This window comes from Aestuariibius violaceus (assembly GCF_040779325.2).
Classification (GTDB): domain Bacteria; phylum Pseudomonadota; class Alphaproteobacteria; order Rhodobacterales; family Rhodobacteraceae; genus Aestuariibius; species Aestuariibius violaceus.
This window is the reverse complement of sequence record NZ_JBFONT020000001.1, coordinates 840,590-856,525: the sequence shown is the minus strand read 5'-3', so window position 1 is coordinate 856,525 and position 15,936 is coordinate 840,590. Positions and strand designations below refer to the sequence as shown.

Annotated in this window: 16 protein-coding genes; 9 read left to right on the top strand and 7 right to left on the bottom strand. The window is 60.0% G+C overall.

Going from position 1 to position 15,936, the window contains the following annotated elements; translation table 11 throughout:
* Positions 1 to 79 precede the first annotated feature (79 nt).
* Together AADZ90_RS04245 and rsmD are read left to right on the top strand one after the other, a co-directional pair.
* A complete protein-coding gene (locus tag AADZ90_RS04245) occupies positions 80 to 1,288 on the top strand; it encodes an NAD(P)/FAD-dependent oxidoreductase (protein WP_367309002.1) in 1,209 nt (402 codons plus the stop codon).
* A complete protein-coding gene (rsmD, locus tag AADZ90_RS04240; RefSeq protein ID WP_367309003.1) occupies positions 1,285 to 1,848 on the top strand; it encodes a 16S rRNA (guanine(966)-N(2))-methyltransferase RsmD in 564 nt (187 codons plus the stop codon). Before AADZ90_RS04245 ends, rsmD begins: the two co-directional genes overlap by 4 nt.
* Here rsmD and AADZ90_RS04235 read toward each other — a convergent pair.
* Positions 1,811 to 2,677, bottom strand: a complete 867-nt coding sequence (locus tag AADZ90_RS04235; RefSeq protein WP_367309004.1) for an AraC family transcriptional regulator — start codon at positions 2,675 to 2,677, stop codon at positions 1,811 to 1,813. The two genes, rsmD and AADZ90_RS04235, sit on opposite strands and share 38 nt — an antisense overlap.
* A gap of 132 nt (positions 2,678 to 2,809) precedes the next feature.
* On the opposite strand from AADZ90_RS04235, the gene AADZ90_RS04230 reads away from it, so the two are divergent.
* Positions 2,810 to 3,772, top strand: coding sequence for an acetyl-CoA carboxylase carboxyltransferase subunit alpha (locus AADZ90_RS04230; RefSeq protein WP_367309005.1), 963 nt, complete (start codon positions 2,810 to 2,812; stop codon positions 3,770 to 3,772).
* A 131-nt stretch (positions 3,773 to 3,903) separates the two neighbouring features.
* On the opposite strand, the gene AADZ90_RS04225 is transcribed toward AADZ90_RS04230, so the two are convergent.
* Genes AADZ90_RS04225 through AADZ90_RS04215 form a run of 3 tightly spaced genes read right to left on the bottom strand, consistent with a single transcriptional unit; the run spans position 3,904 to position 6,226 of the window.
* Positions 3,904 to 4,638, bottom strand: coding sequence for a lysophospholipid acyltransferase family protein (locus AADZ90_RS04225; protein WP_367309006.1), 735 nt, complete (start codon positions 4,636 to 4,638; stop codon positions 3,904 to 3,906).
* Positions 4,635 to 5,552 (bottom strand): cell division protein FtsX, encoded by a 918-nt coding sequence (locus AADZ90_RS04220; protein ID WP_367309007.1) that lies wholly within the window; start codon positions 5,550 to 5,552, stop codon positions 4,635 to 4,637. The genes AADZ90_RS04225 and AADZ90_RS04220 overlap by 4 nt, the downstream gene beginning before the upstream one ends.
* Entirely contained in the window at positions 5,549 to 6,226 is a 678-nt protein-coding gene (locus AADZ90_RS04215; protein ID WP_367309008.1) for a cell division ATP-binding protein FtsE, read from the bottom strand. The genes AADZ90_RS04220 and AADZ90_RS04215 overlap by 4 nt, the downstream gene beginning before the upstream one ends.
* Positions 6,227 to 6,387: 161 nt before the next feature.
* On the opposite strand from AADZ90_RS04215, the gene AADZ90_RS04210 reads away from it, so the two are divergent.
* Complete coding sequence (locus AADZ90_RS04210) at positions 6,388 to 7,119, top strand: zinc-ribbon domain-containing protein (protein WP_411996937.1); 732 nt, start codon at positions 6,388 to 6,390, stop codon at positions 7,117 to 7,119.
* A gap of 22 nt (positions 7,120 to 7,141) precedes the next feature.
* On the opposite strand, the gene AADZ90_RS04205 is transcribed toward AADZ90_RS04210, so the two are convergent.
* From AADZ90_RS04205 to AADZ90_RS04195, 3 genes are all read right to left on the bottom strand, one after another.
* On the bottom strand, positions 7,142 to 9,799 hold the full coding sequence (locus AADZ90_RS04205; protein WP_411996967.1) for a DUF4175 domain-containing protein: 2,658 nt from the start codon (positions 9,797 to 9,799) through the stop codon (positions 7,142 to 7,144).
* 88 nt (positions 9,800 to 9,887) lie between these two features.
* Positions 9,888 to 11,153, bottom strand: a complete 1,266-nt coding sequence (lysA, locus tag AADZ90_RS04200) for a diaminopimelate decarboxylase (RefSeq protein ID WP_367309010.1) — start codon at positions 11,151 to 11,153, stop codon at positions 9,888 to 9,890.
* Between the two features lie 75 nt (positions 11,154 to 11,228).
* Complete coding sequence (locus tag AADZ90_RS04195; RefSeq protein ID WP_367309011.1) at positions 11,229 to 11,783, bottom strand: DNA-3-methyladenine glycosylase I; 555 nt, start codon at positions 11,781 to 11,783, stop codon at positions 11,229 to 11,231.
* 96 nt (positions 11,784 to 11,879) lie between these two features.
* Between AADZ90_RS04195 and AADZ90_RS04190 the strand changes: the two genes are divergently transcribed.
* The 5 genes from AADZ90_RS04190 (at position 11,880) to phbB (ending at position 15,913) form a co-directional block, all read left to right on the top strand.
* Positions 11,880 to 12,713 (top strand): EAL domain-containing protein, encoded by an 834-nt coding sequence (locus AADZ90_RS04190; protein ID WP_367309012.1) that lies wholly within the window; start codon positions 11,880 to 11,882, stop codon positions 12,711 to 12,713.
* A gap of 155 nt (positions 12,714 to 12,868) precedes the next feature.
* Positions 12,869 to 14,044, top strand: coding sequence for an acetyl-CoA C-acetyltransferase (locus AADZ90_RS04185; RefSeq protein ID WP_367309013.1), 1,176 nt, complete (start codon positions 12,869 to 12,871; stop codon positions 14,042 to 14,044).
* Between the two features lie 3 nt (positions 14,045 to 14,047).
* Positions 14,048 to 14,326, top strand: coding sequence for a hypothetical protein (locus tag AADZ90_RS04180; RefSeq protein ID WP_367309014.1), 279 nt, complete (start codon positions 14,048 to 14,050; stop codon positions 14,324 to 14,326).
* Position 14,327: 1 nt separating this feature from the next.
* Positions 14,328 to 15,185 carry a patatin-like phospholipase family protein gene (locus AADZ90_RS04175; protein WP_367309015.1) on the top strand — a complete coding sequence of 286 codons (858 nt, stop codon included), beginning with the start codon at positions 14,328 to 14,330 and terminating at the stop codon, positions 15,183 to 15,185.
* A gap of 2 nt (positions 15,186 to 15,187) precedes the next feature.
* Positions 15,188 to 15,913 (top strand): acetoacetyl-CoA reductase, encoded by a 726-nt coding sequence (gene phbB, locus AADZ90_RS04170; protein WP_367309016.1) that lies wholly within the window; start codon positions 15,188 to 15,190, stop codon positions 15,911 to 15,913.
* The last annotated feature ends 23 nt before the right edge of the window (positions 15,914 to 15,936 follow it).

Below are 15,936 nucleotides of genomic sequence, written 5' to 3'. Positions count from 1 at the left end.
ACAGGATTGTTGGTCAGGCCTTACCTCCGGTATAGGTTGCCGGTCGAAAGAGGCCAGCCCTCACCCCACGGAGATCGCCATGACCCACATCGTTATCATCGGCGCCGGACAGGCAGGAAGCGCGCTGGCAGCACGATTGCGATCCAAGGGGTTTGATGGCGACATCACCCTTGTCGGGCAGGAGACTGCACCGCCTTATCAACGCCCGCCGCTTTCGAAAGCCTACCTTTTGGGTGAGATGGACGAAGCACGGCTCTATCTCCGTCCGCCAGGCTGGTATTCTGACAACCGGATCGACCTGCGCACGGGCGTTACGGCGACAAAGATTGATCCCAACAGACAGAAGGTGACATTAGATACCGGCGAGACGCTTCGCTACGATGAATTGGCACTCACCACTGGCGCGCAGCCCATCCCGCTTCCCGAGTACATCGCAGGCGATCTGTGGGGGATCCTCACAATCCGGACCCTTGGTTGCGCCGACGGCATGGCACCGTATCTGAAGGAAGGTGATACGGCGCTCGTCGTTGGCGGCGGCTATATCGGCCTTGAGGCTGCGGCGGTGGCGGCAAAGAAGGGTCTAAACGTCACGCTGGTCGAACAGGCACCACGCATATTGCAGCGCGTAGCCGCGCGAGAGACGTCGGACTACTTTCGCGACCTTCACCGTTCCCACGGCGTGACAATTAAGGAGAACTGCGCGCTCACAGCACTCTCGGGAGATCGGTACGTCCGTCATGCCATTCTATCTGACGGTACCGAAATGGATATCGACTGCTGCATCGTAGGCATTGGCATTCAACCCGATACCGCTCTTGCCGAAGTGGGTGGCCTCCAGATCGATAAGGGCATCCTGACTGATGAGATGGGACGTACCTCCGCTCCTAACATCTGGGCGGCCGGGGATTGCGCTTCTCTGCCTTTCCGCGGGGAACGCATTCGCATCGAGAGCGTCCAAAACGCCATCGACCAGGCGGAAGCGGTCGCCGACAACATGCTGGGCGCAGACGAGCCCTACCGTCCGAAGCCATGGTTCTGGTCGGACCAATACGATGTGAAGCTGCAGATCGCGGGCCTCAACAACGGTTACGACGATGTCGTTGTTCGTAGAGGTGATAAGCCCGGTGCGGCCTCACACTGGTACTACGGCAAGGGCAAGCTCCTCGCTGTCGACGCGATGAACGACCCACGCGCTTATATGATCGGCAAGCGTCTGATCGAGGCGGGCCGCAGTCCAGCCCCAGAAGCGTTGGGTCAAGACGATCTTAGGAGCTTGCTGGCCGCGTGAGGATCATCGCCGGGCGACACAAGGGCTTGCGTCTGACGTCGGTTGGCAACGGCGATCCAGCGGCTCGTCTACGTCCCACACCAGACCGCGTACGAGAGAGCCTCTTCAGTATCCTTGCTGCGCGCAGCCTCCCGAACGAAAAGACGCGCGTTCTTGATCTCTTCGCCGGAACCGGAGCGCTTGGTTTGGAAGCCCTCTCCCGAGGTGCAGCTCATGTGACATTCGTCGAAGTTGGCCGTCCGGCACAAAAGCTGATTGCCGCCAACGTCGCTAAAGTGGGGCGGGAAGCGAACACGAACTTGCTGAAGCTCGATGCAACCCGGCTTCCCTCAGCCACTGCGGAACCTTTCGATCTTGTCTTCCTGGATCCACCTTACGGCAGTGACCTGGGTCAACGAGCGTTGCGAAGCGCAAGGGACTGGCTTGCCCCGGACGCGCTCGTAGTCTGGGAAGACGACTGCTCGCATGACCCGCCGGAAGGCTATGTTCCGGACAACGATCGTGGGTTCGGCACGACACACATCACCTTCCTGCGCCGTGCGTCACAGCGGCTACCTTAGCGGGACACAGACATTCTGTCAGAAGGTCCTCCGGTGCTATGTCCATTGGCGAATTCAGGTAGATCTCCAATGGTGGATGATCGCCCAGTTCTTCGCCCGACTGTGGCACCCAGTCACCGTAAAGATGCCGGTAAGCTGCCGCGAGCCCTGAATATGGGCCCTTGTAGCGCATGACAACGTAACGGCCCGGGGGTAACTGGCGCTCCTCCAGCGGCTCAGCCAGCACCGCATCACCGGTGACGATGGCACCAGCATCGCTGCGCAGTTCAGCGGCTGGCACGGCGTCGGGGTCGTCATAATAGACCCCGATCATGCCGCGGACGTAGGCCCACAAGCTCCGGCCCGTGAGGACAGCACCCAAGCTCTCGAACGCTTTGCCGACCTCGACGTAGGGCCCCTGATGAAGGATCGCTGCAAGGCGGCGAGCGGGATGGGTTTCAATCTCGATAGGATGCATAGGATAATCTCCTTTCCGAACGTGTAGATGCGGCGGGCAAAGCTCGCCCTTTCGGCGGAAGGCACCCGGAGTGATTCCATACCCAGCAAGAAACGCCCGCGTGAAGCTTTGCTGGCTCGGGTAGCCGATGGCGTTAGCGATCCCGGCAATAGGCCGATCAGTCTGCACCAGCCAAGCAGCCGCCCGGTGCAACCGCATTCGCCGCACGGCCTGAGCACAGGTCTCTCCCGTCATTGCGTGAAAGACCCGATGCCAGTGAAACCGTGACATCGCTGCGACATCCGACAATGCATCGAGCGACAGATCGCCTTCTGGATTATCGTAGATGTGCGCGAGTACGCGCAGCATGCGGTCTTCATATCGGGCAGTCATAGGTCTCTGTCTTCGTTTCCTTCCGAAGGCTGTTATGCCAGAACCGCCATTCACAAATCTTGCTGAGTTGCAAAACCGCTGTCACGCCGCGATATATGGCGCGCTTTGCCAATGAGAGAGAGCAATAGACGCATGACTCAGTATCTCGACTTCGAAAAATCCCTCGCTGAGATCGAAGGCAAGGCCGAAGAACTGCGTGCGCTGGCCGCAAGCGACCCTGAGATGGATGTCGAGAAAGAGGCCGCTGCCCTTGATGCCAAGGCCAAAAGCCAGCTCAAGGACCTTTACGGTAAGCTGACCCCTTGGCGAAAGTGCCAAGTTGCCCGGCATCCCGATCGACCCCACTGTAAAGACTACATTGCCGAGTTATTCACTGACTACACCCCACTCGCTGGCGATCGAGCTTTCGCAGACGATCATGCGGTAATGGGCGGCTTGGCAAGGCTGGACGACATGCCGGTCATCGTTATCGGCCACGAAAAGGGGAATGACACGCGCACCCGCCTCGAACGCAACTTCGGAATGGCGCGTCCCGAGGGATACAGAAAGGCAATCCGGCTGATGACCCTCGCCGACCGCTTCGGCCTTCCTGTAGTGACGCTTGTGGATACGCCGGGCGCTTATCCCGGCAAGGGAGCCGAAGAACGCGGCCAGTCTGAGGCGATTGCAAGATCGACCGAGGCGTGCCTTTCGCTTGGCGTACCCATGGTTTCGACGATCATCGGTGAGGGTGGTTCGGGAGGGGCCGTTGCCTTTGCGACCGCCAACCATGTCATCATGCTCGAACACGCGATCTACTCCGTCATTTCACCGGAAGGCTGCGCCTCGATCCTCTGGAAAGATGCGGAAAAGATGCGTGAAGCGGCCGAGGCGCTTAGGCTGACTGCGCAGGACCTCAAAGAACTCGGTGTTTGCGATCACATCGTTACAGAACCGCTTGGCGGCGCTCACCGGGATCCGAAAGCTGCGATCACTGCTATTGGCAATGCAGTTAAAGTCGCCCTTCATCGCATGTCAGGGCAGAGCGGTGACAAACTCCGCTCGGATCGCCGGAAGAAGTACCTTGAGATTGGCTCGAAAGGCCTTGCTGCGTAGAGCGCCCGGTACTTTTCTCTCCGAGAGTTTTGGTAGCTGAAGACCAGTTTCATTTAGTCCGAGCATGTTGGCTTAGATGATGATTTTCGGAAGATACCGAGCTTCATTAGAAAGGATCGCCGCTTAGCTGCTCAGTTTGACAGCGTGTCTACCTTGAAATTCGCCTCGGCCAGAAGTTTCTGGGAGGCCTCTTCGACCACCCGTTCCAGCTTTTCAAGAAATGCCACTCGACCTTGTCCAGGTGGAATCGCCGGCAGGAATTCAACCACGGCCAGACCAGGGCGACGCATGATACCTTTACGAGGCCAAAAGACACCCACATTCGTCGCGGCAGGAACACATGCCTGACCGGTTTCCTGGTACAGAACAGCCGTGCCAACTTTGTACGGCGCCGATACTCCAGGTGCGATGCGCGTTCCTTGCGGGTAGATAATCAACTGCCCCGCCTCCAATCGCCCTTTCTCGACATCCACCACCATCCTACGGATCGCTTCGGATCGCTTTCCACGATTCACCGGCACGCATCCAATTCTCAACGCATATTGGCCAATCACGGGCGCCCACATCAGCTCTCGCTTCATGATGAACTTGCCGGCAGGTACCGCGCCGAAGATCAGAATAATGTCGAGGAAGCTCTGGTGCTTCGCCGCGATCAGCACCTCTTCCGTAGGGATTGGCCCGCGCACCTCGGTCTCCAGTCCGACCATCCAGCGTGCCGTCCACCGCACCCAGCGACAATAAGTCTTACATGCAAACCGCGCCCCCTTGGGCGATGCAAGCGCGAGAGGAAGGAAGGCCAGACCCATCAACGCCATCATCAGATACATTTGCCCTACGAAGATGAGCGACCGTAGGTACTGGATCATGTCTGTTTCCTTAAACTCGTCATGGCCGCGGCACGGGTCGCAAAAAAGGACAACAGCGCGGCGAAAACTGGAACCAAAGGCGCAAGAAACCAACCGGCAGGCCCAAGCGAAAGCCGTGTTAGGACCCCGCCCGGCGCATCATCATTCGTTGGCAAGATCAGAAAGACTGCTATAGCTAAAGCCATTCCAACCGCGGCGCCACTCAGAGCACGCAAGGTGAACCGCCGCACGAAGGCGCGAGTAATGTAAGCATCCCGCGCGCCAACAAGCCGCAACACACCGATCACCTGCGCGTTTGCGCCAAGCGATGCTTGCGCCGCCAAGGTCACGACCGCACCCATTGTTACTGCAATCAGACCGAGCGCCGCCCAGCCGAGCCCACGCAAAGCCGATGCCGCACGTACTAACGGCGCGCGCCACGTACTGTGATCGTCAAGTCGCGCCTCGGGCAGATCACGCGCCAATTGGGCGGCCAGACCTGCAGCATCGAATCCCTGTCGCCGAGGCGTGACCGCGATCAAACGCGGCGTGGGCAAAATGTCGAGCGGTAACTCCTCGCCAAACCATGGTGCTAAGAGTGCCTTCTGCTCTTCGTCGCTCAACGCGCGAGCGGATGCGATGCCGGGTATCTCACCCAGGATCTCCAGCGCACGCTCGGTGAGTTCCGACAGATCCTCTTCAGGGGCGACGATGCGTAAGGTCGATCCCTGGGCCAGTTCCACCTGCCATAACGTTGCTAGCCTGCCAGCCGACAGCGCGAAGGCAAGGACAAAGACTGAAAGAAAGGACATCGCAGCCGCCGAGAGGATTGTGAGCCGTGCCGTCTGTCCGCTTTTCGGCACCACTCTGTCGGCGTCGGGGTCACCGCGCACCACCTCGATCAGCTGCTGTATGTATCCGGCAAAACTGCTCAAAGGTCCGCCCCTGCCATTTCCAGACGGCCTTTGGTCAGTCGCACGACGCGCGCAGCAACTTGCGCCTTCGTTCGCCTAATCAGACTCATGTCATGGGTCGCGATCAGCACCGCCCGTCCCATTCGGTTCAGTTCTACCAGCAGCGCAATCAGACGGTCCGACATTTCTGCATCGATGTTGCCCGTTGGTTCGTCTGCTAGGACCACCTCGGGAGACATGATGACGGCCCGCGCCAACGCAGCCCTTTGCCGTTCTCCTCCCGAGAGCTCGGGCGGACTCCGGTCGGCGGAGGTCGAAAGGCCCGTCCACGCTAGCAGATCGTCTATCTGCGCGGCAGCCTCGTCATCCATACGGTTGGAAACAGTAAGCGGAAGCGCCACGTTCTCCCGTACAGAAAGGTGGTCCAAAAACTGCCCATCCTGATGAACAATGCCGATGCGCCGCCGGGCCAATGCGACCTGATCTCGGTTCATCTCGGCAACATTCTTGCCGAAAAGGCGCACCGATCCAGTGTTTGCGGCTAGCGCGCCGTAGCACAACCGGATCAGCGTGGTCTTCCCGGACCCAGACGGGCCGGTCAGGAAATGAAAGGACCCCGGCGTCAGCGCAAGGGACACGCCCGAAAATAACGCCCGACCATCGTAAGCGTAGGCGATATCGTCCAGTTCGATCACAGGAGGAGAAGCCTTTCTTGCACTGCTGCCGTTGTGCCTCATGCCATCCGAGGTTTCAATCTGACCAACAGAGCGGCTTGGCGCTGGTTCATCCACTTGTTAACAAAGGACACCTACGGGAAGGAGACCGTGCGCGTTTCTGGCACGGCAAGCGGGGCAAGATGAGGCTGACCTGTCCGAATTGTGGCGCTGAGTATGAAGTCTCGGAAGATGCAATTCCGACGACAGGGCGGGACGTGCAGTGTTCCAATTGTGGGGATACCTGGTTTCAGGCGGGTCTTGACGCAGGTCCTCAAGCGCAGGCGGCTGCCGTTGCGGATGTACCCGAGGCGGCGCAGGATAGTACCCGAGATACCGGACCGGATCTGACGCCTCCACCGCTTGATCCAGCTGTCGCGGCTATTCTCAAAGAGGAACGAGAGTTCGAAGAGCGCGCGCGCGATAGCGATGCCCTCGAAAGCCAGCAGGAAATGGATCTGTCGGGACAACCAGCCAAAAGTCGCATCCGGCGGTCAATGGAGCGTGCGGAAGCGGCAGCGGCGGCCTCGGCAGGTGCGGCATCCCAGACAGGTAGTCGTCGTAAATCCCTTCCGGATATCGAAGAGATAAATTCGACCCTCGACACCGGAGAGGAAGTCGACACCACTATGCCCCCGCCGCCGGATCAGCTTCCTAAGAGTTCCGGCTTTTGGCTTGGCTTTGGGATCGCCGTTATCGTTGTTGGGTTACTTGCCGCGGTTTACTTCTACGACGATGAGGTTCTTGCAGCGATGCCCTCCATGGAAAACGCTGTAACAGTATATGTCGGGCTTGTGGATTCGGCTTTGCTCTGGATCGATGGGCAGATGCAGAACTTCATCGCCCAGGCTGATCCATCAGAGCCGAACCAGTAACCGGCAAGGCCCTGCCTCTACCTTAGAAGCGCTCGAGCAACCGACGCAGATATCGCCGTTCTTCTTCAGGACGCTCCTGTTCCGAGGACCGGCGCCGGATCTCGTCCATGATTTCACCGGCGCGTCTGCGAAGCTCTTCGCTGCCCAGCAGGCTTTCTGCCGTACCGAGCTGGCCGTTGCTGCCAGCCTCACGGCCCAGCGGATCGCGCCGGTCACCGCTTGGACGACCGGCCATGTCTGAGCCTTGTTCCTGACCTTGGCCTTCTTGTTGCTGCTGATTCTCCGCAAGTGCCCGGTTCAAGCTGCGGATCCCGTCGCGCAGGGCATCCATGGCCTCGGCCTGTCGATCGATCGCCTCAGCCAGATCGTCGCGCCGCAGTGCGTCTTCGGCATCATCCATTGCACGGCCTGCCCGGCCGAGCGATTCGCGCGCTGCATCCCCTTCGGGCGTTCCAGCGCCGGGAAGGTTGCCACGCTGACGCTCAAGTTCACGGCGCAAAGCGTCCTGACGGTCGGCAAGGCTGCCGTCGCCGTCCCCGGTACGGTCTTGACCGTCCGGGCCGGGCCGACCACCTGGCTGGTCTGCGCCGCCTTGGCCTTGGCCAGATTGCTGGCCTTGCCGCTGTCCCTGTTGGCCACCACCTTGCTGTGGTGCATTACCATCGCCTTGCTGTGGTGAGCCACCTTGATGCTCTTGTCCTTGCGGCGCTTCACCCAGACCGCCGCTCTGACCGCGATTTTCCTGGCTTTCGCCGCTATTGGCGTCAGGGTTGAACTGTTCCTGAAGATCGCGGAACGCCTGATCGGAAAGACCCTGCTGATCGCGCAGCGTCTCAGCCAGGTCCTCGATCGCCTGCTCCCCGGGCGTTTGCGGCCCGCCGGAGCCCTGTTGCCCCTGCGTGATCTGCAGGTTCTCCATTAGCCGGTTATACTGCTCCAAAAGCTCTTGGGCCTCGGCCATCCGGCCTTCTTCCATAAGCTCCTGGATCCGGTCCATGAGAGCCTGCAACTCATCTTGAGTGAACTGGAAGCTCTCGGCGTTCTGCGATGGCTGATCGGTACCATCCTGCGGTTCCATTTGATCGGCCAGCATCTGCATGTAGTCATCGGTCGCCTCGCGAAGCTCTTGCATCAGCTCCGCAATCTCCTCCTGGCTGGCGCCATTGCGGATCGCCTCGGACAGGCGTTCCTGTGCCCGGCGGAGGCGCTCGCGGGCATCCGCTAGAGTGCCCTCTTCAAGCTGAATGGCCAGTTCCCAAAGTGCATCCGCGATCTCTTGCTGTTCTTCGGCATTGAATTGATCAAAGCGAACCATGTTTTCCAAGCGCCGCAAAACGAACCGCAAACGCAGATAGGTCGTATCCGACCGGAAGAGATCCTCCGGTCGGTTCGAGACGGCTTTCAACACTTGCAAGACCCGCGTGGCGTTGTCTCGCGACCAAAGAAGATCACGGCGCTGCTCTACGACAGCTCTGGCGACCGGCTGAAAGAAACCGCGCCCAGGCAAAACCATCTCGACCGACTCGGATTGTCCGATCTGTCCCAGTGCGTCTTCTACTTCTAGGGTCAGTGTGACCGGCAATCTTGCGAACGGATGCTCGCTCAAGTTCTCGATCAGCGCTTCCTCAAATTCGGCACGGTCTCCCGTGAACGGCATCGGCAAGTCGAGGATGAGCGGCTCTCGCGGGTCGGGGTCGGTCGCCAAGCCATAGTTTCGATCCACCGCATCAAGGTTCAGAACGATCGTCGCCGTTCCCGCTACCACCTCGTAGTCGTCTGAGGCGGCGAAGGGCTGGCTCATCTCGCCCATGGCATCAGCTTCAACAGGTCCTGCCACCTCAACCGTTGGCGGCAGGTCGTCGATTAGCGCGACATTCCAGGCGGCACCGCCAGGACCGTCAATCGCAATCCGCCCCGCCTGAGTGACGTCGAAGCTTTGCGTCGGGTCGGCAACGCTGCCGACATCCTCCGTCCGCGCCGAGACAGTCTCCGTCACGGTCAGTGCGCCGACCTCGCCGTAGACACGCAAAGTGATCCGCGTATTGACGGGAACTTCGAGCGTCCCGGGCGGGATATCTGCCAGATAGAGTGTCGGCTTGCCGGTATAGGCCGGAGGTTCGACCCATCCTTCCCAGACCGGCCCTTCGGCCAGAGCGTCGGCGCCGCCGGGCACCCCAAGTGTGGAAACCGAGCCGACCCGCAGGAAAGACCCGAAAAGAAGGCCCACCACCAGAAACAGGAGTGCCAGATAACGCAATCCATAAGGATCGCGTCGTGACAGTCGCAAATCCGCAGGTGCCGGCTTTGCCATTCGCGCGCGCTCCGCCATGCGCCGCTGATGCGCATCCCAGACGGCGCGCGATGCGGGATCGGTCGCGCCGACGGCTTGGTTATCCCGCAGAGCAGCGATCGGACGCCCAGGCATTGTCGCATCTAGCCGTTCGATCGCTTCTTCCCGTGTCGGCCAATCAAACCGACGGATACCGATCATTCCGGTAAGAACCGCAGCAAGGACCAACAGGACCGCAGCGACCCAAACAACTTCTACCGGCAGCGTGTCCTGCCATCCCAAAAGCAAAGCGGCAAGGATAGAGGCAAGCACGATCCAAAGTGGCCAGAAAGCCCGAACAATCCGCTCGGCCGCAAATCCCAGCCGGGTCGCAAAGATCGGCCAGTGCAGGGCCTTGTCGGTCTTTGTGTCTGTTGCTGCCGGTGAGGTCAGTGCCTCTCTCCCTCGCGGGCTCCGTTGTTTGGCCAATATAGGCTATTTAGAGCCACTCGGGAACTGTATCGCGCGATATCATTTCCTCAAGGGTCGGTCGCGCGCGGATAACCGCGAAGTGATCGCCTTGCACAAGAACCTCGGGCACCAAAGGACGGCTGTTGTATTCGCTTGCCATAACCGCACCATAGGCGCCGGCCGAGCGGATTGCGACAAGGTCACCAGTTCCAACCGGTGGCATCTCCCGCGCCTTCGCAAAAGTGTCCCCGCTTTCGCAGACTGGGCCGACAATGTCATAGGGCCGCCGCTCGACGCCCGGCGTCGGCTCATTTACGGGCACGATATCGTGCCAAGCGCCATACATGGCAGGACGTGTAAGGTCGTTCATTGCACCGTCGAGGATCAGAAAGTCCCGCCCTTCGCCATGCTTTAGGTAGATCACCCGACTGACGAGGATGCCTGCATTCCCTGCGATAAGCCGCCCCGGCTCGATCTCAATCTCACACCCAAGGTGGCCAAGCTCCTCACGAACCAAAACGCCATAGTCCGACGGCAGAGGCGGCTGCTGGTTCGAGGTCTCATAGGGAATGCCGAGGCCACCGCCCAGATCCAGCCGTTCAATCCTATGGCCGTCGGCCCGCAGCGTCTCGGTCAGTGCTGCGACTTTGCGATAGGCCTGCCGATATGGCTCAAGATCCGTCACTTGAGAGCCGATATGGACATCGATCCCGACGACCTCTATCCCCGGCAAGCTCGCCGCCTCGACGTAGATCTCCCGCGCCCGCCCGATCGGAATGCCAAACTTGTCTTCTTTCCGTCCGGTCGAGATCTTCTCGTGCGTCATTGCATCTACGTCTGGATTCACCCGCAGGGTGATCGGCGCAGAAAGGTTCAGCGCCCTGGCCACTTCGCTAAGCGCCACCAGTTCAGGCTCGCTCTCAACGTTGAACTGCCGGATGCCTCCTTCCAGCGCCTGACGCATCTCTTCGCGAGTCTTCCCGACGCCGGAAAAAACGATTCTTTCTCCAGCAACGCCAGCCGCCTTTGCTCGCGCATACTCCCCGCCCGAAACCACATCCATCCCGGCACCGCGATCCGCGAGCAGCTTCAGGATCGCCACATTCGACGCCGCTTTCACTGCGTAGCAGACGAGATGTGGTCCCCAGTTCAACGCGTCTTCGAACAACCCGAAATGCCGCAGCAGCGTCGCCGACGAGTAGCAGTAAAATGGCGTACCAACGGTTGTGGCGATCTCTGCAATCGCCACATCCTCGGCGTGAAGACGCCCTTGACGGTAGAGAAAATGATCCATCCCACTTCTCCTTCGCGCCGCCCTTAGCCGAGCGCGATTGGGGAAGCGAGTCCCTACGAAAGGATCACACGGGGATCAGCCCGCCAAAGAGTCGTGCTGCGGGCAATCAACGACATGATCGTTCACCATCCCAACAGCTTGCATGAAGGCATAGACGGTGGTCGGGCCACAGAACTTGAACCCCTTCTTCTTCAGCGCCTTCGATAGGGTTTCCGAGACTTCAGCCTTGGCTGGGACGTCCGTGATGCTTTTCCGGGCGGGCTGCAGGGGCGTGCTATCAACGAAAGACCAGATGAAGTCCGCAAACGGCTCCTCCATCGCCAGATAGGCACGAGCATTGCCGATCGTTGCCTCGATCTTTCCACGGTGACGTACGATCCGCGCGTCTTCGACCAAGCGGGCCACCTCTGCCTCACCCCAGGAGGCGAGGACGGATGGATCAAAGCCTGCGAACGCATCGCGAAACCCCTCGCGCTTTCGCAGTATGGTTATCCAAGACAGGCCTGACTGAAATCCTTCTAGACACAAACACTCGAACAGTTTGACCGGATCCCGTTCGGGAATGCCCCACTCCTCATCATGGTAAGCGATGTATAGCGGATCCTCTCCGACCCAGGCACAGCGGGGCATTTAGAAACCTTTCTTAAAATACCGCATTTTACATCCTCTTAGGATCTTCGGAACGATAGTCTGACGCAAGCCGCCCCGCGGTAGAAAGGACTTGCCATGCGTCATACAGATTTCTCAGCCGTGGGGACCGATCCGCACGCCGATCCGCTCAGCTATGCCGTTGCCGCTCGCGACGCCGGCGTGCTCGACATGGTGTCAGAAGCGCTTGCTACGGGGCGCACGAAGCTCGCCTTCCAACCTATCGTCTACAACAAGGATCACAGTCGGGTTGCGTTTCATGAAGGGCTGATGAGGATTATTGACCGAACCGGCCGGATCATTCCCGCCCAGCAATTCATGCCTGCCGTGGAATCCACCCAGATCGGGCGAACGATCGATGTCCAGGCTCTCGACCTTGCACTCATCGCACTTTCCCGGGATCCCGAATTGCGCCTGTCCGTCAACATGTCTGCCCGCTCAATCGGATTCACCCGCTGGCGTCGCGTCCTAGACGCGGGCCTCACCCGGCATCCCCGGATCGGTGAGCGGCTGATTCTCGAGATCACCGAAAGCTCCGCCATGCTGATGCCGGAACTTGTGATCGCCTTCATGGAAGAGTTGCAGGATCTCGGTATCGCTTTCGCCCTGGACGATTTCGGCGCCGGCTACACCGCCTTTCGGTATCTTCGGGACTTCTATTTCGACATCCTCAAGATCGACGGCCAGTTCATCAAAGGCTTGGCCGGGCATTCGGACAATCAGGTACTAACCGAAGCTCTCGTCATGATCGGCAAGCATTTCGATATGTTCACTATTGCCGAGGGGGTGGAGGATGAGTTGGACGCGGACTTTCTGACCCAGATCGATCTAGACTGCGTTCAGGGCTACATCACCGGTGCGCCATCCCTGACGCCCCCGATAGAGCAGCGGCAGAAAAGCAGATTAGCCTGATCAACTTAAGTCTCACTCCAAATAGGCTCCCAAGGCGGATAGTGATTTGATCACAACCGTGGAGCGGCTTGCGCGTTGCGCCTCATGCCTGCAAGGCCTAAGTCTTGGGCGTGGGCCGCGCCGGTCCGTCCATGCCTGCAGCAAGGAGCCTTTCCATGACGCAAGTCGTTATCGCCTCAGCCGCCCGCACCCCTGTCGGGTCGTTCGGCGGATCCTTCGCGACCGTACCCGCCCATGATCTGGGCAAATTTGTTCTCGAAGAAGTCGTCTCTCGTGCGGGTGTCGACAAGGGCGAAGTAGATCAGACGATCCTAGGCCAAGTTCTGACGGCGGCGCAGGGCCAAAACCCGGCACGACAAGCACATGTGAATGCGGGGCTGCCGATCGAAAGTGCCGCCTGGGGGATCAATCAGGTCTGCGGCTCGGGCCTTAGAGCTGTCGCGCTTGGCGCGCAGCACGTCATGCTTGGCGATGCAAACGTCGTAATCGCGGGGGGTCAGGAATCGATGACGTTGTCCCCCCACGCCGCGCACCTGCGCGCGGGTCATAAGATGGGCGACATGAAGTATATCGACACGATGATCCGCGATGGTCTCTGGGACGCGTTCAACGGCTACCACATGGGGCAGACGGCCGAGAATGTCGCCGAAAAATACCAGATAACCCGGGAACAGCAGGATGAATTCGCCCTAGCCTCTCAGAACAAGGCCGAGGCTGCCCAGAAGGCCGGCAAATTCAAGGACGAGATCGTTCCGGTCACGGTCGCCCACCGCAAGGGCGAGACAGTCGTCGAAGATGACGAATACATCCGCCATGGCGCGACTATCGAGAGCATGCAAAAGCTGCGCCCTGCCTTCACCAAGGACGGCACTGTCACTGCCGCAAATGCCTCTGGCCTCAACGACGGTGCAGCGGCAGTCCTCCTCATGAGCGCTGAAGAGGCTGAAAAGCGGGGCGTCGAACCGCTCGCGCGAATTGTCAGCTTCGCCACAACCGGCGTTGATCCCTCGATTATGGGCACCGGGCCGATCCCGGCCAGCCGAATGGCGCTCGAAAAAGCGGGCTGGACCCATGAAGACCTCGATCTGGTCGAAGCGAACGAGGCCTTTGCAGCGCAAGCCTGCGCCGTGAACAAGGATATGGGCTGGGATCCTGACAAGGTGAACGTAAATGGCGGTGCGATCGCCATCGGCCACCCGATCGGCGCCTCAGGCGCCCGGGTCCTCAACACCCTCCTTTTTGAGATGAAGCGGCGTGACGCCAAAAAGGGCCTAACGACTCTCTGCATCGGTGGCGGGATGGGCGTCGCCATGTGTGTGGAACGCGACTGACCCATGCGAGCCCGGTGGGCTCTTTTCGTGGGCCTTCTTGGCGGTCAGGCGGCGGCTGAAACCGACCCGCTGACCGTTGAGGGCATCGCTTGGGATAACTGCCTCACACTGCTCGACGAGATGATCGTCGCCCACCAGACGGCCGGCGCCAGCCTTATGGACGCCATCGAGGACAGCGGAAGGCGCAGCGCTGCGCTGATCAGTGAGGACGAGATCATCGTGCTGAATTGCGCGCGCGACGGACGCCCGGCGACGTTTACATTGCGCGCCTCCCCCCTGTGAGATGAGCGAAGCAGCCCTGCCCTACGATCAGGTGGTCTTCTCGGGGGGGGGGATCCGCTGCTTCTGGCATGGTGGCTGGGTCACGACCGTCACGGAGCACCATCCGCTAAGGCCAGACCGCATAATCGGTGTCTCAGGCGGTGCCCTGTCTGCCGCGGCCTGGATCGCGGGGACCGAGCGCAGGCTCCTCGACGTGATGTGCGATGCGTTCGCCGATGAAGATGCTAATGTCAGCTGGCACGATTTGAACAAAGAAGACGGTCTTACTCCACATCAGCGCGTCTATTGCGAGGTTGTGGAGACCGTGATCGATGCTGAGGCGCAAGAGAGGATCTCAGGTGGTCCGGCCTTTCAGGTCTTTCTTGCTCGCCCACCAGACAATTTGTTGACCGACCTGCTGTCGTGGCTCGGCGGATCGGCCTACGAGCTTGAGAAGTCATTCGCGTCGCGCAGCCAGTCGCAGTGGTCGCCGAGATTCGGCCTCAAAGGAGAACACGTCGACGCCCGCGCTGCCGCGCGCGACGGCCGGTTGGCCGAACTGGTGACGATCGCCGCAACGATCCCGCCGGTCTTTCGTATCCAGGATTGGGACGGCGCCCCGGCGATCGACGGTGGCATGGTCGACCAAAGCCCGATGCCCGAACCGGATGAGGGGCCAACCCTAGTCCTGCTCACCCGAACCTACGACGATCTGCCCATTGCCGAAGCCCGTGATTTCGTAGAGCCGTCGGAACCGGTCGTGGATCACAAGATTGACTTCACGGAGCCCGCCAAACTGCATCAGGCTTGGCGGTTGGGAGAGAACGATGCCGCCGCGTGGCTAGAACAGCGGCGCGGACCAACTGGGGAGGAGACCTGACCATGGCACGCACAGCACTTGTTACCGGAGGATCGCGCGGGATCGGCGCGGCGATATCACAGGCGCTGAAGGACGCCGGCTGCCAGGTCGCCGCGACCTATGCAGGTAATGACGAGAAGGCCAAAGCCTTTACAGATGAGACTGGCATAAAGACCTACAAATGGAATGTCGGCGATTACGATGCCTGCAAGAACGGCGTCGCGCAAATCGAAAGCGACCTTGGCCCGGTCGATATTTTGGTCAACAACGCAGGGATCACTCGCGATGCGCCCTTCCACCGAATGACGCCCGAACAGTGGAACGAAGTGATCTCGACCAACCTGAGCGGCGTCTTCAATATGACCCATAACGTCTGGGGCGGCATGCGCGAGCGCAAGTTTGGCCGCGTGATCACGATCTCCTCGATCAACGGCCAAAAGGGCCAGTTCGCTCAAGCGAACTACGCGGCCTCCAAGGCCGGCGACCTCGGCTTCACCAAAGCGCTTGCACAAGAGGGCGCGCGGGCCGGGATAACTGTCAATGCCATCTGCCCCGGCTACATCAACACAGACATGATGGCGGGCATCAAACCCGAGGTGATGGAGAATAACATCCTTCCCCAGATCCCCGTTGGACGCCTCGGCGAGGCTGAGGAGATTGCCCGCTGCGTAGCCTTTCTCGCCTCAGACGACGCGGGCTTCATCACTGGATCGACGCTGTCGGCGAATGGTGGTCAGTACATGGCCTGATCCTAAGGGCGCCGTCGGTAGGC

Bases quoted from the DNA above. Each gene is read 5' to 3' on its own strand.
- AADZ90_RS04245 (WP_367309002.1), top strand. From the start codon at position 80: ATGACCCACATCGTTATCATCGGCGCCGGACAGGCAGGAAGCGCGCTG.
- AADZ90_RS04235 (WP_367309004.1), bottom strand. From the start codon at position 2,677: ATGACTGCCCGATATGAAGACCGCATGCTGCGCGTACTCGCGCACATC.
- AADZ90_RS04230 (WP_367309005.1), top strand. From the start codon at position 2,810: ATGACTCAGTATCTCGACTTCGAAAAATCCCTCGCTGAGATCGAAGGC.
- AADZ90_RS04225 (WP_367309006.1), bottom strand. From the start codon at position 4,638: ATGATCCAGTACCTACGGTCGCTCATCTTCGTAGGGCAAATGTATCTG.
- AADZ90_RS04210 (WP_411996937.1), top strand. From the start codon at position 6,388: ATGAGGCTGACCTGTCCGAATTGTGGCGCTGAGTATGAAGTCTCGGAA.
- lysA (WP_367309010.1), bottom strand. From the start codon at position 11,153: ATGGATCATTTTCTCTACCGTCAAGGGCGTCTTCACGCCGAGGATGTG.
- AADZ90_RS04195 (WP_367309011.1), bottom strand. From the start codon at position 11,783: ATGCCCCGCTGTGCCTGGGTCGGAGAGGATCCGCTATACATCGCTTAC.
- AADZ90_RS04190 (WP_367309012.1), top strand. From the start codon at position 11,880: ATGCGTCATACAGATTTCTCAGCCGTGGGGACCGATCCGCACGCCGAT.
- AADZ90_RS04185 (WP_367309013.1), top strand. From the start codon at position 12,869: ATGACGCAAGTCGTTATCGCCTCAGCCGCCCGCACCCCTGTCGGGTCG.
- AADZ90_RS04180 (WP_367309014.1), top strand. From the start codon at position 14,048: ATGCGAGCCCGGTGGGCTCTTTTCGTGGGCCTTCTTGGCGGTCAGGCG.
- AADZ90_RS04175 (WP_367309015.1), top strand. From the start codon at position 14,328: ATGAGCGAAGCAGCCCTGCCCTACGATCAGGTGGTCTTCTCGGGGGGG.
- phbB (WP_367309016.1), top strand. From the start codon at position 15,188: ATGGCACGCACAGCACTTGTTACCGGAGGATCGCGCGGGATCGGCGCG.